Annotated in this window: 19 protein-coding genes; 9 read left to right on the top strand and 10 right to left on the bottom strand. The window is 35.1% G+C overall.

Annotated features, from left to right (window positions below):
- Positions 1–477 precede the first annotated feature (477 nt).
- On the top strand, positions 478–1,641 hold the full coding sequence (locus GKG00_RS06040; protein WP_094207771.1) for a DUF819 family protein: 1,164 nt from the start codon (positions 478–480) through the stop codon (positions 1,639–1,641).
- Between the two features lie 885 nt (positions 1,642–2,526).
- Here GKG00_RS06040 and GKG00_RS06035 read toward each other — a convergent pair.
- Together GKG00_RS06035 and GKG00_RS06030 are read right to left on the bottom strand one after the other, a co-directional pair.
- A complete protein-coding gene (locus GKG00_RS06035; protein ID WP_154254772.1) occupies positions 2,527–5,214 on the bottom strand; it encodes a calcium-translocating P-type ATPase, SERCA-type in 2,688 nt (895 codons plus the stop codon).
- A gap of 169 nt (positions 5,215–5,383) precedes the next feature.
- The gene (locus tag GKG00_RS06030; RefSeq protein ID WP_154254725.1) at positions 5,384–6,142 is read right to left on the bottom strand and encodes an MBL fold metallo-hydrolase; all 759 of its coding nucleotides are present in this window, start codon (positions 6,140–6,142) and stop codon (positions 5,384–5,386) included.
- Between the two features lie 125 nt (positions 6,143–6,267).
- Here GKG00_RS06030 and ybaK point away from each other — a divergent pair, with 125 nt between their 5' ends.
- The 3 genes from ybaK to GKG00_RS06015 are packed head-to-tail and all read left to right on the top strand — an operon-like array spanning position 6,268 to position 9,348.
- Positions 6,268–6,738 (top strand): Cys-tRNA(Pro) deacylase, encoded by a 471-nt coding sequence (gene ybaK, locus GKG00_RS06025; protein ID WP_094204481.1) that lies wholly within the window; start codon positions 6,268–6,270, stop codon positions 6,736–6,738.
- 2 nt (positions 6,739–6,740) lie between these two features.
- Positions 6,741–8,045 carry a glutamate-cysteine ligase family protein gene (locus GKG00_RS06020; protein WP_154254724.1) on the top strand — a complete coding sequence of 435 codons (1,305 nt, stop codon included), beginning with the start codon at positions 6,741–6,743 and terminating at the stop codon, positions 8,043–8,045.
- Positions 8,038–9,348, top strand: coding sequence for a glutathionylspermidine synthase family protein (locus tag GKG00_RS06015; RefSeq protein WP_154254723.1), 1,311 nt, complete (start codon positions 8,038–8,040; stop codon positions 9,346–9,348). The genes GKG00_RS06020 and GKG00_RS06015 overlap by 8 nt, the downstream gene beginning before the upstream one ends.
- 104 nt (positions 9,349–9,452) lie before the next feature.
- Here the strand turns inward: GKG00_RS06015 and GKG00_RS06010 are convergent, their stop codons facing one another.
- From GKG00_RS06010 to GKG00_RS06000, 3 genes are all read right to left on the bottom strand, one after another.
- The gene (locus GKG00_RS06010) at positions 9,453–9,713 is read right to left on the bottom strand and encodes a type II toxin-antitoxin system RelE/ParE family toxin (protein ID WP_002838725.1); all 261 of its coding nucleotides are present in this window, start codon (positions 9,711–9,713) and stop codon (positions 9,453–9,455) included.
- Positions 9,710–9,928, bottom strand: coding sequence for a DUF6290 family protein (locus GKG00_RS06005; RefSeq protein ID WP_002838701.1), 219 nt, complete (start codon positions 9,926–9,928; stop codon positions 9,710–9,712). Before GKG00_RS06005 ends, GKG00_RS06010 begins: the two co-directional genes overlap by 4 nt.
- Before the next feature lie 114 nt (positions 9,929–10,042).
- Positions 10,043–10,300: a type II toxin-antitoxin system Phd/YefM family antitoxin gene (locus GKG00_RS06000; RefSeq protein WP_154254722.1), complete on the bottom strand. Its 258-nt coding sequence runs from the start codon at positions 10,298–10,300 to the stop codon at positions 10,043–10,045.
- Between the two features lie 102 nt (positions 10,301–10,402).
- Here GKG00_RS06000 and GKG00_RS05995 point away from each other — a divergent pair, with 102 nt between their 5' ends.
- The 3 genes from GKG00_RS05995 to GKG00_RS05985 all read left to right on the top strand — a co-directional run bounded on the left by GKG00_RS05995 (position 10,403) and on the right by GKG00_RS05985 (position 14,773).
- The gene (locus GKG00_RS05995) at positions 10,403–10,780 is read left to right on the top strand and encodes a type II toxin-antitoxin system HicB family antitoxin (RefSeq protein WP_154254720.1); all 378 of its coding nucleotides are present in this window, start codon (positions 10,403–10,405) and stop codon (positions 10,778–10,780) included.
- Positions 10,781–10,922: 142 nt separating this feature from the next.
- Positions 10,923–11,342 carry a cytidine/deoxycytidylate deaminase family protein gene (locus tag GKG00_RS05990; protein WP_094206434.1) on the top strand — a complete coding sequence of 140 codons (420 nt, stop codon included), beginning with the start codon at positions 10,923–10,925 and terminating at the stop codon, positions 11,340–11,342.
- A gap of 11 nt (positions 11,343–11,353) precedes the next feature.
- Positions 11,354–14,773: a pyruvate carboxylase gene (locus GKG00_RS05985; protein WP_154254719.1), complete on the top strand. Its 3,420-nt coding sequence runs from the start codon at positions 11,354–11,356 to the stop codon at positions 14,771–14,773.
- 36 nt (positions 14,774–14,809) lie between these two features.
- On the opposite strand, the gene GKG00_RS05980 is transcribed toward GKG00_RS05985, so the two are convergent.
- Entirely contained in the window at positions 14,810–15,214 is a 405-nt protein-coding gene (locus GKG00_RS05980; protein WP_154254718.1) for a DUF3139 domain-containing protein, read from the bottom strand.
- 128 nt (positions 15,215–15,342) lie between these two features.
- Between GKG00_RS05980 and GKG00_RS05975 the strand changes: the two genes are divergently transcribed.
- Both GKG00_RS05975 and GKG00_RS05970 read left to right on the top strand, forming a co-directional pair.
- Positions 15,343–15,585 carry a cell division protein FtsW gene (locus GKG00_RS05975; RefSeq protein WP_154254717.1) on the top strand — a complete coding sequence of 81 codons (243 nt, stop codon included), beginning with the start codon at positions 15,343–15,345 and terminating at the stop codon, positions 15,583–15,585.
- Between the two features lie 102 nt (positions 15,586–15,687).
- Positions 15,688–16,095 carry a DUF3139 domain-containing protein gene (locus GKG00_RS05970; RefSeq protein WP_154254716.1) on the top strand — a complete coding sequence of 136 codons (408 nt, stop codon included), beginning with the start codon at positions 15,688–15,690 and terminating at the stop codon, positions 16,093–16,095.
- 16 nt (positions 16,096–16,111) lie between these two features.
- Here the strand turns inward: GKG00_RS05970 and GKG00_RS05965 are convergent, their stop codons facing one another.
- The 4 genes from GKG00_RS05965 to GKG00_RS05950 form a co-directional block, all read right to left on the bottom strand.
- On the bottom strand, positions 16,112–16,618 hold the full coding sequence (locus GKG00_RS05965) for a DUF6568 family protein (RefSeq protein ID WP_094206440.1): 507 nt from the start codon (positions 16,616–16,618) through the stop codon (positions 16,112–16,114).
- A gap of 104 nt (positions 16,619–16,722) precedes the next feature.
- Positions 16,723–17,067, bottom strand: a complete 345-nt coding sequence (locus GKG00_RS05960) for a hypothetical protein (protein WP_154254715.1) — start codon at positions 17,065–17,067, stop codon at positions 16,723–16,725.
- Positions 17,068–17,137: 70 nt separating this feature from the next.
- Entirely contained in the window at positions 17,138–17,827 is a 690-nt protein-coding gene (locus GKG00_RS05955; protein WP_154254714.1) for a ferric reductase-like transmembrane domain-containing protein, read from the bottom strand.
- The gene (locus tag GKG00_RS05950) at positions 17,824–22,515 is read right to left on the bottom strand and encodes an FMN-binding protein (RefSeq protein ID WP_154254713.1); all 4,692 of its coding nucleotides are present in this window, start codon (positions 22,513–22,515) and stop codon (positions 17,824–17,826) included. Before GKG00_RS05950 ends, GKG00_RS05955 begins: the two co-directional genes overlap by 4 nt.
- Positions 22,516–22,617 lie beyond the last annotated feature (102 nt).

Here is a 22,617-nt window from a genome sequence, read left to right as displayed (position 1 = left end):
ATTTCTGAAGTGAGGCTGAGTGAATGAGATTATTAAATTTTTACAAGATATTCGTGCGAGATGTTTGTTTGGTATGTAGTCTAGGTATTCGTGCAAAATGCTTGATCTGTGTTGTTGTGCGAGATATGTGACCTACATTTGTCCTGCAACCATCTCTGTGTCCGTTTAAAATATTATTAGATTATTCTGTGTTTACGGGTTCGGGTCATTATTCTAGTTTTTTTGTTCACCTTAAGTTAACCATTTTTTCCTCTTTTAAAACCTAAAAGATATTTAAATGGCACTGAAACTTTACTTTTTGCAAAACTTTTTCTTTTTTTCCAAGTTATATTTTTTGAAATAGATCTAGATTCTTCTTGAGCATGTACATTTGTAAATGATGTAACGCAAAAAATTATTAAAAAAAATATATTGACATTTTAAATTCATTTATTGTACACTTAATAGGCAACAATATTTTTAAAGGAGGAAAATTCGTTGAATGCTTTGATTACAAGAAACGAAGGTTTACTTTTCATCATATTATTGATGGTTTCATTATCATTATGGGTTCAAAAATATAAAGTTTTTAAATCTTTAGGACCTGTTCTTACAGTTGTAGTAATGGGGATTATTTTATCAAATACCCATGTTGTTCCTATTTCTCATGATTTATATGGACAAATTTCTACTTATTTAGTACCAGTAGCAATTTCAGTTTGTATGCTTAGTATGAATTTTAAAGAGCTAAAAAAGCTTACTAAAGAGCCTCTATTGGCTTTGATTTCTGCTATCCTTTCTGTCTGTATAGTTGCTATAGGATTGGGGATTTTTTTCGCACCGAAAATAACTGAAGGTTGGAAATGCGCAGGTATGTTTGTAGGAACTTATACAGGAGGAACTCCTAACTTAACAGCTATAGCTACAGGACTTGATTGTTCAAGAGAAACTCTTGCTGCGGCAAATGCAGCAGATTATGTTGTTTCAACACCACTTATGGTATTTTTATTTGCATCTCCTATGATTCTTAAAGCATCAAAAAGATGGAATAAATTTTGGCCATATCAACTTAGTAATGAAGAATTAGAAGATGGTGAACAAGAAACACTTATGTCCGATAAAAAATGGTCAATAAAAGATATAACTTGGTTACTTACTATAGGTTTTGCTGTAACATTTATTACTACAGTTATTGCTCAAAAAATATTTCCTGCAGATTTTTGGAAATCAGGAAGATTATTGATGCTTACAACTGTTTCTATAATCATTTCTCAATTGAAACCTGTAAAAAAATTAAGAGGAAATTTAGATTTAGGATTGTTTTTATCTTTAATTTTCCTTTCAACAATCGGATTTGCAGTTGATTTAAAACAATTTATCGGTTCAGCATTTATTATGACTTTATATGTATTACTAATGTTGATATTCTGTATATTAGTACATTTGATAATATGTAGATTATTAAAAATTAAATATGAATATGTAATTTTATCAATGGTAGGATGCATTGTAGATGGACCAACATCTGCTCTTACAGCGGGAGGAGCTAATTGGAAATCTCTTATAAATGTAGGATTGATAATGGGTATAATAGCAGGTGCTTTAGGAAATTATGTCGGAATATTTGTAGCCTATACAGTTAAATTTATATGTGGTTTATAGGTTATTGATTATGTAATAATAAAAAATTTAGGAAGTGAAAAAGTAAAATTCACTTCCTTTTTTAATATAAATATTTATTTCAACAAATAAATACTTTAAGGTTGTTTAATATCTTTAAAAAAGCCAAGTTTTCTAAGAAATCTAATGAGAGATCATGGGTGTCTAATTCTTTTAATCTCATCTGGAAATTTCATTATGCATCTCCTTTTCGTAAATATTTCAACAATATAGCGTTATTATCCCGTGTAATCATAGTTTTTCCCTCTCAAGGCTACATATCGTGTGTGCTTCAATCATCCCAGTGTCCGTTAAAGCAAACTATCGAAGCTTACGAATATCACCATAGAAAATTTAATGTTTCTTATGAGCGACGCTTCGAACGATGAAATCTTCATTTCATATTCTAAAAAGAAGATTTCTGAAGTGAGGCTGAGTGAATGAGATTATTAAATTTTTACAAGATATTCGTGCGAGATGTTTGATCTGTGACCTACTTGTTTACCGCAATTGTAAATCCCACGAAACCTTTAAGCAAACAATCGAAGCTAAGAATATCATCATAGGAAATTTAATGTTTCTTATGAGCGACGCTTCGAACGATGAAATCTTCATTTCATATTCTAAAAAGAAGATTTCTGAAGTGAGGCTGAGCGAATAAGATTATTAAATTTTCCCCAAGATATTCGGGCGAGATGTTTGCTTGAGATGCGACTTACAAGTAATTCCTGCAAAATGCTTGATCTGTGTTTTCGGGCGAGATGTTTGCTTATACTTGACACAATCTTTATCTTGCAACTCTCAATCCCTGTGTCCGCCACACACCATTTTATCCGCTCTTTCCCACTAAAAAAGACGTATCATACGATACGCCTTTATTGTTGTCTATTATTTTTTGCTTTTTACTGCTTTTAATATTTCTCCTGCTGCGAATGGCAATAATGCGCATGGCAAGATTACTTTGTAGTGTTCAAGGTGAAGTGGTATTGTTTCGAATACATCATTTACTCCAGGGATGTAGATTACTGCTAGCATTAATAATAATGAAAGTGATGTTCCCATTACTAATGCTTTGTTTGTGAATAATCCGATTTGGAATACTGATTTGTGTTCACTTCTTACTGAATAACTTCTTAGTAATTCTGATAATATCAATGTTGCAAATGCAACTGTTCTTGCAGATTCAATATGGCCATCAAAATGGTTCAATCCATAGTTATAAGCAAACAATGTTGCAACTGTGATTGCCAATGATTGAACGATGATGCTTAGTCTCATGTTCTTGTCGATGATTGGTTCTTTTGGTGAACGAGGAGCTCTGTTCATGATGTCAGCTTCTCCTTTTTCAACTCCAAGCGCCATTGCTGGGAATGAGTCTGTCACTAAGTTTAACCATAATAATTGAATTGGGATAAATGGTGTGTCCCATTTGAACATTATCGCCAAGAATACGATAAGAATTTCTGCGATGTTACAGCTTAGTAGGAATGATACGAATTTTTTGATGTTGGAGTAAATTATTCTTCCTTCTTCTACTGCGTTAACAATTGTTGCAAAGTTGTCGTCTGTAAGGATAACTTCTGATGTGTTCTTCGCAACGTCTGTTCCAGTGATTCCCATCGCAATTCCGATGTCTGCTTTTTTGATTGCAGGTGCATCGTTGACGCCGTCACCTGTCATCGCTGCAATGTGTCCATTTTCTTTTAATGCTGTTACGATTTGTACTTTGTTTTGTGGAGAAACTCTCGCGTAAACTCTCTTTTCTTTGACGATTTCACGGATTTGTTCGTCTGACATATTGTTAAGTTCAGCTCCCATGATTGCTTGTGAATCGTCCGTACAAATTCCCAAATCTTTTGCGATTGCAACTGCAGTTTCCAAGTAGTCTCCAGTAATCATAACTGGTGTGATTCCCGCTGTTTTACATTCTTTGATTGCATCTTTTACTTCTAGTCTTGGTGGATCTATCATTCCAGATAATCCTACAAATACCATGTTCTTTTCGATGTTTTCAGATGTAATTTCACTTGGTAATTCTTCGTGTTCACGAAGTGCATAAGCTAGTACACGAAGTGCTTGCTTAGCGTATTCGCTGTTTTTATTCAACAATTGTTGTTTTAATTCTTCTGTTAGTGGTTTGATTTCGTTGTCGATTAAAATCTTGCTACATTTTTCGATAACTATATCTGGTGCACCTTTTGTGAAGGATACAACTTTGTCAGTTAAGAATTTGTCGTGGAATGTAGTCATCATTTTTCTTTCTGAATCGAATGGAATTTCTTCTATTCTAGGATAGTTTTGATTGGATTCATCTTTTGTGATGTCTTGTTTTCCTGCTGCTGTGTGAAGTGCTCCTTCAGTAGGATCCCCAACGATTTTGTAAGTTCCGTCTTCTTCGATTAATTTTGAATCATTAGTAAGACTCATTATGTGAAGCAAAGTGTTAAGAGATTTGATGTCATCTTCTTGCATTTTTCTGTCTTCAATCAAATAATCGCCTTCAGGTTTGTATCCTGTTCCTGTGACATCGACATCTGTTCCATCAACGTAGATTTTCTTCACAGTCATTTCGTTTTGAGTCAATGTACCAGTCTTGTCAGAGCAAATTACAGTTGTTGTTCCCAATGTTTCAACTGCCAAAAGTTTCTTGACGATGGCGTTTTTCTCTGCCATTCTTCCCATTCCCAAACTAAGCACGATTGTAACTATAGCTGGTAGTCCTTCTGGAATCGCCGCAACCGCAAGTGATACCGCAGTCATAAGCATATTCAATGCATCAAAATCATACAAGAAATATCCAACTACAAACACAATTGCGCACACAACAACAGTTACGATACCCAATTGCTTAGACAATTGTGCAAGCTTTCTTTGAAGAGGAGTTTCTTCGTCTTCAACCTGTGATAAACTCGTTGCAATTTTACCGATTTCTGTGTTTTGTGCAGTTTCCACAACGACACCCTTAGCTCTACCGTAACTTACGATAGAAGAGCTATACGCCATGTTTGTTCTGTCGCCAATTCCTGCATCTGTCGTAATCTCATCCTTAGCGTTCTTTTCTACAGCAACCGATTCACCAGTCAACGATGATTCGTCGATTTTCAAGTTAGTAGATTCCAATAATCTCAAATCGGCAGGAATAATATCCCCTGTTTCCAATTCAACGATATCTCCTGGAACCAAATTTTGTGAATCCACTTCCATAATCTTGCCGTTTCTTATAACCTTGGCTTTAGGACTTGCCATTTTTTGCAAAGCTTCTATTGCTTGTTCCGCCTTACCTTCTTGATAAATCGAAAGCACCGCATTCACAATAACGATAGCGATGATAATAATACTATCTGTAATCTCTCCAATAGCCATGGATAAAATAGATGCCAATAGCAAAATAATTATCATTGGATCCAAAAATTGATCCTTTAATTTGGCTGCCATGGACTTTTTCTTCTTTTCTTTTAATACGTTCTTGCCGTATTTTTCTAACAAACTCGTTACCTTACTGTCGGATAGACCGTTGTTTTGATCTGTGTCCAAACTTTTGATAACACTCTCATTAGATTCCTTGTACCAATCCAATCTCTTACCTCCTGTTAATTTCATAATAAAAAAAACTTTCACCATTTCTGGCAAAAGTCTTGCTAACCAAAGTGGCTTTGTGCCGGGTTTCAACCGTAATGACGACACAATATTTTTAAGCTACTCCCTCTTGTATATTAATTTTACCAAAAATATTATATTAAATCAATTATTTTATTATAACTTGAAACGTATCGTGTTCCTTTTTCATATTCACAATCTTGCAGCCCTCGTAATCGTGTGTGTCGATGAAAGTGTCCACGATTGTTGGATCTTTTGTAAAATGCATTGGGAACAAAACTTTCGGATTGCATTTGTCGACAAATTCATTCACACCCAAATCGTATCTTTCCTTTAATCTAGGATCAACTGGGAAAAATCCAATGTCAATATGCCCTATCTTGTCGATTTCCTTGGAGAAATCCTGTTGCATCTTTTCTTTTTCTTCTTCGGTGTCTTCTTCCCACACCCAATTGTTCAAATCTCCAGCGAAGAAAAATTTCAAATGATTCGCTTCAAAATACACGCTAATTCCCATATCAGTAGAACCAAGCGCTGTAAAATCTGCACCGTACACAGAAGTCGATTCACCAACTTCAAGTTTTATAACTTTTTTACCGAAATGCTTCTTCAAATCTTCGATATTATCTTGTCCTAAAAACACGATATTGTCCTTCGTATCGTAATCAAAAACCTCTTCGTATACATCTTCGCTGACAATATATGTAATGTCACTGGCATTTTCATAATCGAAAATACTCTCGTTGTAGTGATCTGCGTGTGAATGAGTCACCACGAAAATCACTTTCTTATCGTTCACATTTTTTGGCAAAGTTCCTTGAAAATAATCGAAAATAATTATCTTGTCTTCAAACTCCAAAGAAAATGAACTGTGGTATATATATCTAATGTTTAAACTTTGTTCCATTAAAAATCCTCCTCGTATATATTTACCCATAAACAGACATTTTACGCAAGTAAATGTATCAAATATTTTATAAATCCACAAAATTTTCACTTGTAGTATAATATTAATAATGAAAGGATGTTTTTATGAAAAAAACTAACGCAATGAGAATGCTCGACAAAGAAAAAATTGGGTATAAATATATAGAATACTCTGTAGGAGACGATGTAAGCGGAGAAAATGTCGCAAACAAATTGAATGAGGACGAAGCTTACGTGTTCAAAACTCTTGTCACAGTTTCCAACACAAATGAAAATTTTGTGTTCGTTGTGGCTGTAAAAGACGAGCTTGACCTGAAAAAGTGTGCGAAAATAGCCGGAGTGAAAAAGCTTGAAATGATTCACGTAAAAGATTTGTTGAAAACTACAGGCTACATAAGAGGCGGTTGCTCTCCTATTGGAATGAAAACAAAATTTAAGACTTTTATAGACGAAAGTTGTGAAAATAAAGAATATATTTACGTGTCTGGAGGCAAAATTGGAGCGCAAATCAAAATTGCTCCCGAAGATTTGATAAAAATTTGTGATATTACTGTAGCAGACATTAAAAAGGAGTAAAAATGGATTACGAAAAACAGCTTGAAGCTGTAATTAACTACATTAAAAGCGGAGAAAAATTAAAGGAAGAATTCACTGTCGGAATGGAGATGGAACATTTCATCATAGACAAAGATACGTTGAAGACTGTGTCGTATTTTGGTGAAAACGGAGTAGGCGAAACTCTCAGAGAACTTCACGAAGGAGGATGTGTCGCTTATAAGGAAGGAGAATACATTCTTGGACTTGAAAATGATGATTTGGCAGTGTCGACAGAACCAGGAAGTCAGTTCGAAGTTGCTTTGTCATCGAAGTGGAACATCGACGATTTGAAGGATATTTACATCAAAAATATGAGAAAACTTGTTGAAGTTTTCGATAAGAAAAACCAAGCGATGGTGACTTTGGGCTATCATCCTGTGACTAAAATCGACGAGATTAAAATCTTGCCTAAAAAAAGATACGATTTTATGTACAAATATTTCAACGAAAGAGGAGATATGGCTCACAATATGATGAAGGGCACTTGCTCTTTACAATGCAGCATCGACTATTCATCCGAAGAAGATTTCGTTAAGAAATACAAAATCGCAAACTGTTTGTCTCCAGTATTCTACACATTATTCGACAACGCATACATTTTCGAAGGAGAGCCTGCAAAAAGTCGTAACATGAGAGAAATTATCTGGGAAAACACAGACACTGACAGATCTGGAATGTATAAGTTTAGCTTCGATGATGATTTGAGCTACAAGAAATACGCCGAAAATATATTAAACACTCCGTTGATTTTCTCAATTGATGAAAACCACGAATCTTATTATGTCGGAGGGACAACTTTTAAGGAAGTATTCAAAGACGTTAGGGATACTGATATGATTTTCCACGCATTATCAATAGTATTTCCAGATGTAAGGGCGAAACGATACATTGAAATCAGAATGATGGATGAAATCAAATATCCACTTAATTTCTCAGCAGTCGCTCTAATCAAAGGATTGTTCTACGACGATACTAATTTGGACAAATTATCAGAGCTTTTCAAAAATATGACATACGATAATTGCATGAAAGCAAAACTAGACGCGCGTGAAAAAGGACTGGATGCTACATTTATGAATGTTAACATGTTAGAGTTTTGCAAAATGCTTGTGGATATGGCAAAAAACGGCCTTCCAGCAAATGAAATCGGATATCTCATTCCACTAGAAGAAATGTTAGAAAACGGAATAAATCCAAGAGACATGTTCGAGAAAACTTACAAGGAAAAAGGACTTCGTGAAGCTGTGATTGAAAGCGAAATAAAATTGGAGGATTTAGATGTTTAATGACGAATATTCATTAGAATTATATAAAATAGTACGAGAAGACGAAGATATGTATTACAGGGATTTCGTGGATTTTATCGCCAAAACAAAAGTTTCTAAGGCCATTTATCACGGAGAACCAATCCCTATGACCTACCAAGGACTTTTCTACAACAAAAAGAACCGCTCAGATTTTGTATATATTTCAAATGTTTTGATGAGCATGACTGACAAAATCACCAAAGAATTTGTGGAAAATCCCGAATATCGTAAAATATTCCAATTGGATCCAGCAATCGAAGAACTAGTGCTTCACGATCCAGGCTACGATGTTCCCGTTCCAATCTGTCGCTACGACGTGTTCTACGACGGAGTAAACTACATGCTTTGTGAACTTAACACAGACGGATCATCTGCGATGAACGAAGACAACACACTAGGACAACTTCTCCTTCAAACAAAAGCTATGCAAAAATTCATGGAGAAACACAACGTTGAAAATGTCGATATGTTCACTCCATGGGTTTGGGAAACAGCTGATATGTACAAAAAATACGTATCCGATAAGAAACCAAATGTCGCTATCGTGGATAATTTAGAAGTGGGAACTCCAAACGAATTTGACGAATTCAAAAGAGTCTACGAAGAAAATGGATTCAACTGCGAAATCATCGACATCAGAGATTTGGAATACAAAGACGGCAAATTGTGCCACGGAGATTACGTGATAGATTTGGTTTACAGAAGAATAGTAACATTAGAATTGTTGAAAATAAAAGATCAAATCAAGCCATTCTTGGATGCGTACATGGACAACGCATTCTTCATGGTAGGATCATTCAGGTCACAATTGATGCACTCCAAGCTTATATTTGAAATCTTCAGAGACGAACAAACACAAGCTTTGTTGAATAATGAAGAAAAGAAATTCATCGACGAACACGTTCCATTCACGAAAAAAATCGAAGAACGTGATGCTTACGAAATCATAATGAACAAAGATAAATACATCTTCAAACCAATTGACGGTTACGCATCACTTGGAATATACGTAGGAAGTGAAATGAGAGAAGAAGAATTGCAAGAAAAACTTCCAGAATTTATCCGCACAGGCTACGTCTTCCAAGAATATTACGATATGAATAAGTGTGAATTCTTGGAATTCGAAGAAAAATCTCCTGTACTCAACAAATTCTCACAAGTTGTGGGACTGTTCATCTACAACAAACACTTCGTAGCCCCTTACACACGAATCGGAAAAGATAACGTCGTAAGTGGTGCCAGAAAATATTATACAGCACCAAACTTGTTCATAAATGAGTAATAAAAGCCACATTGTGTGGCTTTTTTTGTGTGGAAATGATTCTTTAATTTTGCAAATAAAAAAGTTATTTGTAGAATTAAAGCTCGTACTACAAATAACTTTTTTCAACATTTATATATATTTTTCCTATGATCGACTTCTACAACGCAGATTATTAATTTATCGTCATCAATCTCGCAAATAATTCTGTAGTTTGACACTCTGTATCGCCAAAATCCTCTCAAATTGGCTGACAACGCCTTACCTCTTGCACGTGGCTCTTCTAATTGACCTACTTTCTCCATATAATGAATAATCATTTTTTGAATAGGCTTATCGAGTTTTTTCAAGGATTTTAGTGATTTTTCTGAATAAATAACCCTCATATACCCAACTCTTTTTTTACCTCATCATTACTGTAAAATTTCATTTGGTCTTTGTTTAACAGATACTCATTAATTATTTTTTCATCATACTCTTGTTCGATTTTTTCCAATAATGATTCTCTTGCCCAGTCGGATAAAGTTTTGTTTTTTTCTTTTGAAACATTTGTGAAAAGTTCCTTATCCGATTCGCTCAATCTAATCGTTATAGTAGCCATAAAATCACTCCTTTTATTGTGTTACATCGTAACATAATTGTATTATAAATTCTTTACTTAGTCAAGCCTAAAACTTACGACCCCATCATTTTGTTGTGGCTTTTTGGTGAAAGATTATAAATTATTCCGATTAATTTCATCCTCAAGTACACAATCATCTATTGTTGTATGTAATCCTTCTATTATTTTTTCTTTTTCTTGTGAATTTGAATATATTCTTAAAGTTTCCATTATCCCTTTGTAATCTGACTCACTAAGCACGACAACATTTCCAGTTTCTGTTGTAACTTTTAGCTGCTCATTTGATTTTATTAATTCATCAATCATTTCAGATAAATTATCACTGAAATTTTCTGCAGTTGTACTTTTCATTACCTCAACTCCTTCTATTTTTATTATATCCTATATTATTCTAATACAATGCTGGACTTTTATGCGTATTATGCGTATTATTAATCATAAGGAGGTTAGACGATGTTAAAATCATATCCTGCTATTTTTCATAAAGAAGAAGACTTTTATTGGGTGGAATTTCCAGAGTTTGGCGGTGGAACTGAAGGAGATAATATTGAAGAAGCAATGGTAAACGCTCATCAAATGTTAGAAAGTGTGTTGGCTACTTTCATTGATGAAGATATTCCACTTCCTAAACCAAGTGATATTACAAAAATAAAAGTCGAAGATGGATTTACGTCTATGATTCAAGTTGATCCCACACCATTTATCAAAAACAACAAAACCATCAGAAAAAATGTTACAGTCCCTGAATGGTTGGTTAGACTTTGTGATCGTCAAAATATCAATTATTCTGAAGTTTTGACCACAGCCCTTGAAAAGAAAATCAACGCATAATTTTGTAAATATTTTTATTTCCCTAAGCCACATTGTGTGGCTTTTTTTGGTGTGTAGTTTTGTCGCTTTTCAGTTTTTCTTTTTTTGCTTTTATGATAATATTAAAGGTAAAGAAATTTTTTAATGATGATGAGAGGTCAATATGAGAAAATCTTGGAATGAATATTTTATGGATTTGGCATTGAATGTTGCGACACGTAGCACTTGTGACAGGGCGTTTGTTGGATGTGTGTTGGTGAATTCTGACAACAGGATTGTATCGACTGGATACAATGGTGCTATTAGTGGCAATCCTCACTGCGACGAGGTTGGTCACACTTTGCGTGACGGACATTGTATTGCTACGATTCACGCGGAGATGAATGCTTTGTTGTATTGTGCGAAAGAAGGAATTGCTGTGAAGGGTTGTATTTGTTATGTGACTCATTTTCCTTGTTTGAATTGCACGAAATCTTTAATTCAAGCTGGAATTAGCAAGATTTATTATCACGAGGCTTATCGTGTGGATGAGTATGCGATTGAATTGTTAGACCGAAATAATATTGAATATATCCAAATTTAAAGAGGTGTAATATGGATAAAATAAAAAAACTTCTAGTGGCAAACCGTGGCGAGATTGCTATAAGAATTTTTAGAGCTTGTAGTGAGCTTGGAATAAGAAGCGTTGCGATTTATAGCGAAGAGGACAAGACTTCCCTTTTCAGAACGAAGGCTGACGAATCGTATTTGATAAAAGATGCGGCATCTCCTTTGTCGAGTTATTTAGATATCGAAAAAATCATTGCGATTGCAAAATCCAAACACTGCGATGCCATTCATCCTGGTTATGGATTTTTGAGTGAAAATGCAGAATTTGCGAGACGTTGCAAGGAAAACGGAATAATTTTCGTGGGTCCTGACGAATCAGTTCTACATAGTTTGGGTGACAAGGTCCAATCGAAGTTAGTTGCCAAAAAAGCTGGCGTACAAACTATCGAGGGTGTGGAGACTCCTATCAGAAATAAAAATGAAGCATTGGAAATCGCAAACCAAATCGGCTATCCAGTTATGGTAAAAGCTTGTGCTGGTGGTGGCGGCCGTGGAATGAGAATTGTCGAAAAAGAATCCGATTTGATGAGTTCTTTCGTCAGCGCACAAAACGAATCCAAGAAAGCTTTCGGCTCGGACGATATGTTTATCGAAAAATACATCCGCAATCCAAAACACATTGAGGTGCAAATCATAGCCGACAACCACGGAAATATCCTTCACTTATACGAGAGGGATTGTTCCATCCAAAGACGTCACCAAAAAGTTGTGGAATTTGCTCCTGCATTTTCGATTTCAGACAAAACGAAGGACGAACTTCACAACGATGCCATCAAAATCTGCAAGGAAGTTGGCTACACAAATGCCGGTACTGTGGAGTTTTTGGTGGACGAAGATGAAAACCACTATTTCATCGAAGTAAACCCAAGAGTTCAAGTAGAACACACAGTTAGTGAACTTATCACTGGAATTGATATCGTTCAAACTCAAATTCTGATAGCAGACGGCAAAAGTTTTGATTCAGATGAAATTGGAATTTATTCACAAGAAGATGTTCACTGCAACGGTTACGCAATTCAATGCCGTATCACGACAGAAGATCCTGCGAATAATTTCATGCCTGATACTGGTAAGATTGATTTGTATCGTACAAGTTCCGGATTTGGAGTGAGACTTGACGGTGGAAATGGATTCACAGGCTCAGTAATCACGCCATATTACGATTCGCTTTTGGTTAAAATCACTGCCTTCTCCAGAACATTCAACGACACAATCAACAAAGCAATCCGTGCTTTGAGAGAAACGAAAATCAGCGGTGTGAAGACAAATATCGGCTTTATCATCAATGTTCTAAACACTGAAGAATTCCACAAGGGAACTTGTGACACGGGATTTATTTCCAAAAACCCTGAACTTTTCGACATCAAACCATCTACAGATAAAGAATTAAAGGTGTTGAATTTCATCAGTGAACGCTCCATTAATAACGACAAAAAAGATTACAACATTCCACAAATTCCAGAATTTACCAAGACAAATTCTACAGGAACCAAAGATATTTTCGAAGAAAAAGGTGCCAAGGGACTTAGCGATTGGATTTTGAACCAAGATAAACTTCTAATCACAGACACAACCCTAAGAGATGCGCACCAATCATTGATGGCGACACGAATGAGAACAAGAGATATGCTTCCTATCGCAGAAGCTACCAATGAATTGATGAAGGACTTGTTCAGTTTGGAAATGTGGGGCGGCGCAACATTTGACGTAAGCTACAGATTTTTAAAGGAAGATCCTTGGATTAGACTACAGGAACTTCGCAAAAGAATTCCAAACATCTTATTCCAAATGTTACTTCGTGGAAACAACACCGTAGGATACAAAAATTATCCAGATAATGTCGTGGTAAAATTTGTACAAAAAGCCGCAGAAAACGGAATCGACGTGTTCAGAGTGTTCGATTCACTCAACTACATCGACGGAATGAGACTTGCGTGTGACAGTGTACTTGACGAAGGAAAAATCTTGGAAGCAACACTTTGCTACACAGGCGACATTTTGGACGAAACAAGAGACAAATACTCACTAGATTATTACGTGAAAAAAGCCAAGGAACTAGAATCCATCGGCGCAAATATAATCGCAATCAAAGACATGAGCGCATTGTTAAAACCATACGCCGCAACGAAACTAATCTCAGCATTGAAAAACGAAATTTCTGTTCCAATTCATTTGCACACACACGACACGACAGGAAACGGAGTCGCTACAATAATCAACGCTTGTGAATCTGGAGTTGACATAGTTGACACTTGCTTTAACTCAATGAGTTCACTCACAAGCCAACCTGCACTCAACTCAGTCGTAGCAGCTCTTGAAAACACTCCACGTCAAACGGGAATCAGCCTTTCAAACTGTGACAAAATCAGCAACTACTACAAAGACGTTCGCTCATACTACTCACAATTCGAGAGCGATTTGAAAAGTGGTACAACAGAAATTTATCGCTACGAAATTCCTGGAGGACAATATTCCAACCTCAAACCACAAGTAGAATCGTTCGGACTTGGAGAAAAATTCGACGAAGTAAAATTAATGTACAAAAAAGTCAACGACATGCTTGGTGACATCATCAAAGTTACACCATCATCCAAAATGGTCGGAGACATGGCTATATTCATGGTGGCAAATGGACTCACTCCAGAAAATATCTACGAAAAAGGCAAAAACCTCGACTACCCAGACTCTGTAATATCATTCTTCAAAGGAATGATGGGACAACCTGAAGGTGGATTCAACGAAAAATTACAAAAAATCGTCCTAAAAGATGAAAAGCCAATCACACAAAGAGCGGGACTTTACATCGACCCATTTGATTTCGAAAAAGACAAAAAAGATTTATCCGACAAATACAAAATGGAATTCGACGAAAAAGACATCGTATCACACGCACTTTATCCAAAAGTATTCGAAGAATACATCGACTACAGAAAAACAAAAGGCAACTTCACTTACATGGACACTCCGACATTCTTCGAAGGAATAAACGAAAAAGAAACAGTCGAAGTTCCAATAGAAGAAGGCAAAATCCTCATCATCAAACTTATCGAAAAAGGAAGATTGGAAAAAGACGGCTACCGAAACTTCACTTATGAAGTCAATGGAAACAGACGTGAAGTCAGAGTGTTCGATGAATCTGCGAAAATCACAGAGCGTGAAGAAGACAACCTATCAGTAGCAGATCCTAACAACGACAAAGAAATTGGAGCATCAATTCCAGGAAGAGTCGTAAAAGTCCTAGTCAAAGAAAACGACAAAGTATCAGTCAACGACCCATTGGTAGTAGTGGAAGCTATGAAAATGGAAACCAACATACTATCCAAATCAGAAGGAATTGTAAAATCAATCCTAATCAAAGAAAATGACACCATCGACACAGACCAACTTTTAATAGTTTTGGAATAAAAAAATGGATTGTAGAGTTAAATCTACAATCCATTTTTATTTTTTGAAATAGTAAATGCTTTCTTTCAATGGTTTATATTTTAATGTAGCAACTTCCTCGTCACTAATATACTTGTACACATCATCATATTCTTTCTTACTGATGTTCAACGACATGTTGTCTTTTTTCAAATTATATCCATATTCAAACCTATAATTTTCCATATCTTTTAACACAACCCAATATACATAATCGTCCGTTTTTGTGGATCTGAAAGCCCTCACACTTTTGATATCACTTCTTGGGATTTTCTGCATATCCATGTACTTATACATCCTGTCAAAACCAATGTGTCTGTGTACAGGATATTTTATAATTAAATTGATACAAAATATAATTAGACCTGCCCATAAAACTAGTTTCAATATTTTTCTGAAGTTTGTTTTTGTTGTTTTTTGCATCTGTATATCTCCTTCGTGTTTGTATTATAATTATACTATATTTTTGATGGAGGAATATCAAATGACATTCAAAATTTTTTTAAAAAGTATATACTATATATTAATAATTTAGTATTTAGGGGGGAATTATGAAAACCAAATTATCTAAGTGTGGGAATTCTCATGTGTTGCAAATTCCAGGGTCGATTATGGATGTTTTAAATTGGAAAGATAATGATATTTTGGATTTAAAAATTAAGGATAACAAACTAATAATCGAAAATTCGTCTGAAAATGAGATGAATATTGAAGATTTGTTTGAAGATTTTAATGGGCAATATGAAAAAGAAGATATTGATTGGGGAGAAATTGTAGGAAAAGAAGTATGGTAAGCTAACAATTCTAATAAATAAAATAATAGAAAAAAATCTTTTTATACCTTCGCCTCCTTTGTGTTTTATAGTATAATAATATCAAAGAGAGGGGCGTTATATATGAAAAAGAAAAAGTTTTCAATAGTTAAAATACTACTAATATGTCTTGTGGTATTTATAGCTGGAAAGTGGATTATTGCTGTTCCCGTTCAAAGACATTATGGATACAAAAAGTTGTACAAATACATGGAAGTTCAAGGGATAAAAAAAGATAACATAAAAGAAATAAAAGCAATAAAAGATTATATGAAAGGAAACCAAGTATACAGAGTGCAGATAAAAGATCCTGCGGATTATACTCTTGTTTATATTTATGACGATTACCCAAATCCTGGTAAAATTGAATTAAGTTCTATTGAGTTTCAGTCAAAAGATGATTTTAAGAGTCTGAGCTCTGAAGAAATGCAAAAATTTAAATATCCTCCTCTAGATGATGATTGGGAGACTAAAACAACAAGCCATAACTAATGTTATGGCTTGTTTATTATTTCTTATCAAAAAACTTTTGTAGTTCTTCTGGTGTAGTCCCCACTTTGTCGTCGATGTTCATTCTGTCGGTGATTTTTCCGTCTTTAACTCGAAATACTGCTGGGACTGTTTTGAGGTCGTTGTCGGTTCTGAATTTCTTCAAATCTTCTGGAGATTTCTTGATTCCAGCGACGCTATCTATGTAGTAGATTTCATATTTGGATACGAATGGTTTGAATATTTTTGAAAATTTTTGACAATCTGGGCAAGTTTTTCTTCCAAGATACACCGTGATTTCTTTTCCGGCGCTCACTTCATCAAGTTCTTCTACTTTGATTTCCTTGACGCCTTTGATGTTTTGTTCGTACTCTTCGATAGCCTTTTGTTTGTCTTCTTGTGTGGTTACGTTTTTGGATTCAACTCCTGTGGCTTTTTTTGTAGGCTCATCTTGTTTTTGGTTGCAACTTGCAAATAATACCAACATAAAGCTCACGCAAACGATTAATTTGAATTTGTTTTTCATATATTCCCTCCTGTTTTTATTTTATTTTATAATATTTACAGGTAATAATCAATCTGTATAATTGTAGACGGAAAAACCACCAACAATTGTTGGTGGCCGTTGTTTTAGTAATTCAATTTTTTTTGTTTTTTGCGTTGTTTTAAGATATTTCTAATGGTTATTATTACGCTAATACCCATCAATACTAATGCCAATAACCATCCGTATAAGCAGAAATTCACAAGCATTGTGTCATCTCCACCCATTCCATCGTGTAGCAAAGTTATTGTGAAGTTCATGCTCAGCATTGCAAATGATATTGCTATTTGAAATACACTTGTTACGATTCCTAGCAAATGATCGTCTTTGCGTTTTAATGATAAGTAGATACCGATAACGCTGAGGATTAGAAATACCGCTGTGACTACAGCATAATTTCTCGTAATTTCGTAAATTTCTTGTTCTGACATAATAATAGTTCCTTTCTTATTTGATAACTACATTATATCATTATTATTATTATTATACAAACAAACTAAATTATCTCTGTTTTTGTGATTTTTTCTTCTTGTAAAATGATTTTCTGAGTCTCAATATCACATAACTCACAAAAATCAACGTGTATATGATAACTCCAGAGAGGTGTGCTTTCCAATCATTTGAATAAAGCACCATTACATGCACATAAATTCCAATGAAAAAAGGATACGCCATTCTTTGAAGTTTCTTCCAATTTTTTGCGTTCATTTTTCTTCGAACTGATTTGAATGATGTCACAAAAAGTGGAATCAGCATCAACAATAAAAATATTGTTATTATTGATGCAATTAGTTCTCTTTTTGGCAAAGATGAAGGATTTGTGAATAGCACTGGGAAATAATGTACTCCAAATATTATGTTGTGGCTTATAACCAGCAAACTTCCTATGATAGACATTTCTCCACGAATGTTCATCAGTTTTTTCGTAAAATCATTGTGTTTTGTAACGGTCCCTAAGAACATTACTATCATGAATGTTGCCGTTGCAAATATTCCTCTGGCGAATATTTTCATGAAATAATCGTTGAACCAAGTTGGCAAATATCTGTAGTAATCCATGTTGTAATAACACACAACTAGTCCCGTCCACGCATACATTCCTACATAATATGCCCCCGGATGTTTTTTTATCGATTGGGCTGTTAATCTATAAAAAATTATAGTGAAAAGTATTCCTACTATTAAAGTCATCTAATCTCCTCCTTCAAGTTTTCCAAATTCTTTTGTTTTTCATCTTGTGTTTTAGTGTCGATATTCAAATCAGTTTTATCGTTGTTTTTTTCATTTTTTGGTTGAGATTTTTCTGACTTTTTATCAATAGAATTCTCGTCAGGTTCTTTTTCATTGTCTTTTTCTTCTACAACAGGTTTCTCGATTTTGATAAACACATAAGATTTTGATATTTCTTGTGTTTTTCTAAGTTTAAATATTATGTTAACTCTAAATTGTCCTACTTTTGTGTAATCAGGCTCTTTTTCAAGTGTTACTTCTACCGATCCATCTTGTGGAATGTTGGAGAATTTCTTTTTGAAATCTTCTATTGTAGGCCTTGTTCCGTTGACTATTATTGGTGACGCTCCATTTCTTTGCGGTGTGAATTTTTCTCCGTTATCTACATCGTCGTCATCTGATATTCCGTCACGGTCTTTGTCACGATACAACCAATATGTCAATGTTCTCACTAATATTTTGCCATTTTTTTCGGCTTTTAATTTTAGTGTTATTGTTTTAAATCCACTTCCATCTTCCGGCCATCCTTCTGTGCTTACTTGTGGTGTTCCTGTTATCGTCGTTCCGTCAAATGATAATCCTTGTGGCAATCCGTCTATTTGAGCTATTATCTTCGCATCTTTGTCCAAGCTTGTCACTGTCGCTGGTCTGATTGGTTTTCCTTCGATCCATTTTTGTCCGTTGGAATCCATCAAGCTAGTGTCAATTACTTTTTGATCAACAGGGATTTCTTCTTTTGATTCTTGTTCAGCTTTTTTGTCGACTGGTTTTTTCACTATTACCATTACATAGCTTTTTCCAACTTCTTTTGTCCCTTTGACTCTGAATAGCAGATTAACTCTTTGTGGAAGTTCACTTACTTTTGTATAATCAGGTTCTTTTTCAAGTGTTACTTCTACCGATCCATCTTGTGGGATGTTGGAGAATTTCGCTTTGTAATCTTCTAGGGTTGGTTTTGTACCGTTGACTATTATTGGCTGTGCTCCATTTCTTTGTGGTGTGAATTTTTCTCCGTTATCTACATCGTCGTCATCTGATATTCCGTCACGATCTTTGTCACGATACAACCAATATGTCAATGTTCTCACTAATATTTTGCCATTTTTTTCGGCTTTTAATTTTAGTGTTATTGTTTTAAATCCACTTCCATCTTCCGGCCATCCTTCTGTGCTTACTTGTGGTGTTCCTGTTATCGTCGTTCCGTCAAATGATAATCCTTGTGGCAATCCGTCTATTTGAGCTATTATCTTCGCATCTTTGTCCAAGCTTGTCACTGTCGCTGGTCTGATTGGTTTTCCTTCGATCCATTTTTGTCCGTTGGAATCCATCAAGCTTGTGTCGATTACTTTTTGATCCACTTCAATTTCTTCTTTTGTTTCTGATTCTTTCTCTTGTGGTTTTTCTTTTTCTTTGTCTTCGACAAGTTTCTTGTCCGATTCATTTCCCGACAATTTGAATGTTACAAATATTACGCTTGGCAAGTTCGGATTGTCTTTCGATACGAGATGATAGTTCGCTTGAGTGTTGTTGATTGCAGCGTTCGATGTTGTATATTCGTATCTTTTGTTGTTTTTCGATACTGCGCGAAGTTTTACTTTTGAAAATTCAAATGAGATTGGCGCATCAATTGTCTGTCTGTCTGCGATGTTGTTTGTGTTTTCAAAATCTTTTGATGCGTTTTCCAATCTATACCATTTGATTCCGTCAACGCTGTATTCCAATCCTACGATATAATCCTTGCTGTAGTTTCCGATTAGAATTCTGAACTCATCGTATGACAATGATTTTTCGTGAACAACTTTTGCTTTGATTACGTTCGTATCGGAATATTTTGACAAATCATCCGTAATTGCGTTGCCCTTGTCATCTGTAATTGAAATTCCATTTGCTTGGAAATCTGTCCAGCCGATTTTTTCGGATGAACCGTCTTTTTTGATTACAATAATCTTCATTTCAGAAAAATCTGCTGCATCGTTTTTGTTCACTTCAATTGTTTTGTTTTTAGGTGATATAATCTTGATTTCTTTGACGTCTGAATTGTTCTTGTAATCATTTGACGATTTTGCTGTCGCTTCTCTTGTCGATTGTGCGATTCCACTTGCGCTCACAGTCGCACCCGATATGCTGTCGAACATTTCTTTTGAATTGTATTTGTCTGACATGTACGCTTTTACAGCTCTTGAAAGTAGCGTCAAATCAGATTCTGTTTTAATGTTGTTTCCAGAAAGTCCATTCAAAAGCGTGCCGTATTCTTTTCCAAATAATTCTTCTACTTTTGATTTCGGGTCCTTGCTATTTCTAATTTGTTCGAAATATTCGCGGTATAATCCCATTTTCGCGAGATTTAATCGTCCTTCTTTACCTTTTAAGAACGACAAAACTTTCTCAGCTTTTTTTCTGAACGGCCCCATATCATCTCCATATTCCGAATCTTGACCTACTTTGATGTCGGATATTTCACCATTTTCAACTTTGATGTAGGTCTTGGTTTTCCTTGTGTTGATGTAACCAATGCCCCATCCGCTATACTCTCCATCTCTCAATGGATTGTCGTTGTAGTATTTTTTCAAAGCGTCGTCAATTTTTTGTAGTTCATTCTTGTCCGTTTCTGGCTTGTCCTTATCTGGTTTTTCTTTTTCCGGTTGTTTATTGTCTGGTTGTTCGTTGTTTTCTTTTTCTGGTTTTTCTGGTTTTTGATTAGATTCGTTTGGAGCGACTCCTGCTTTGGATAACGCGTTGTTGACTGCACCTATAATTCCTCTGCTTGAATATGTCGCTGTGGATACTGTGTCCACTGTTTTTCCTGGTTTTCCAAGAATTCTAGAAATAACAGCCATTGCTTTTGCAAAATACGGCGCATCATCACTGTGAGATATTATTTCCACACCAGAGATTAATCCGTTAGTTATTGTAACTTTAACTGTTATTGGTCCATTGAATCCTTGTGCGATTCCAGTAAATTGACCATCTTTTAGTTTTGCATCATTTATTTTGCCGCTGCTGTTTGTGTTATTATTTTCTGGTTTTTCTGGAATGTCTTGTGGTTTTTCTTCGTTTTTGTTACCCGAATTTCCTTGAGAATTTTCTTTAGAATTTCCTGCTGAATTTTCCTTGGATATATTTGGCGATACTCCTGCTTTTGACAATGCGTTGTTGACTGCATTTATAATTCCTCTACTTGAATATGTCGCTGTGGATACCGTGTCCACAGCTTTTCCAGGTTTTCCAATAATTTTCGAAATTACACGAGAAGCTCTTTGGAAATATGGATTATCATCGTGATGAGATAATATTTCTATTTTTGCAATTGAGCCTTCTTTTACTGTAACTCTTACTTTGATTGGCCCGTTGAAACCTTGTGCAACTCCTGTGAATTGACCGTCTTTTAGTTTTGCGTCATTTATTTTACTGCTGTTATTCGTTTTTGAATTATTTTCTGGGTTGTTTTGTGTTTTTTTGTTATTTTCTTTTTCTTGGTTTTTATTTCCAGAAGATTTTCCTTTAGAATTTTTTGATTTTTCCTTTGATATATTTGGCGCTACTCCTGCTTTTGACAATGCGTTGTTGACTGCATTTATAATTCCTCTGCTTGAGTATGTCGCTTGTGATACTGTATCCACTGCTTTCCCAGGTTTTCCAAGAATTTTCGAAATTACACGAGAAGCTCTTTGGAAATATGGATTATCATCGTGATGAGATAATATTTCTATTTTCGCAATGGATCCTTCTTTTACTGTAACTCTTACTTTGATTGGCCCGTTGAAACCTTGTGCGGTTCCTATGTACTGACCATCTTTTATTTGTTTGCTTCCTACGGAAATTTTTCCGACAAGATTTCTGATGCTTTTCTTGCCTGATTTTGCGTTTGGATTTACTTTTGAAATCTTCGCTTTTTCCTTGGAACCTGCTTGTGCCAACGCTTTGGATACTGCTTGTTTGATTGCGTTTGAAGATATCGTCGCTCCTGCAACAGAATCCACATTCACACTTCCTGTGCTTAAAATTCTGTCGATCACAGAAGATGCTCTGTTAAAATACGACGGCGTTTCGTTATTTGAAATCACATCAATATCAGTCAATTTGCCATTTTTTACAGTAACTCTTACCGATAATCTTCCGCCATAACCATTGGAACTTGCTTCGTACACTCCATCTTTTAGTCCTTTTGTGGCTACATTTGGTGTGTTATGTTTTTGTGTTTTTTGTGCTAGTTTTGGTGCTTCTTTTTTTGAACCAGCTTTATGTAGTCCATCTTCTACAGCATTTTTAATCGCTTCAGATGAAATCGTCGCTCCTGAAATCGAGTCCACATCGGTGTTTCCTTTTTCCAAAATCTGCGCAATAATTACAGATGCTTTTTCGTAATATTCAGGTGTTTCATTGTTTGTTACGACATTAATCGCCGACAACTCTCCATTTTTTATTTTAATTTTGACCTTGAAATCTCCACCGTATCCCTGGCTATTTCCTTCGTATTCTCCGTCTTTTAATCCCTCTACATTACTACCAGATGCTATTTGTGTTTTGTTGTTTGTAGCGTAATTTATCTTGTGTTTTTTATTATAAGAAACAATAGAAAACGCCATCGCAACTGTTACTAATGTAGCAAGAGTAAAAGATAAATATTTTTTTAATTTATCTCTATCCATATTTTTCCTTTCTATAAGAAATTTTTGCGCATGATATCATCATAAAACTTTTTCAAACCTCATGGATGGTTTTGATTATCAATATCGCTTTTTTTATTATAA

The organism is Finegoldia sp. BIOML-A1, from assembly GCF_009678325.1.
In the GTDB taxonomy this organism is placed as follows: Bacteria; Bacillota; Clostridia; order Tissierellales; family Peptoniphilaceae; genus Finegoldia; species Finegoldia magna.
The sequence above is the reverse complement of the archived record's forward strand: the minus strand, read 5'-3'. Positions and strand labels throughout refer to the sequence as shown.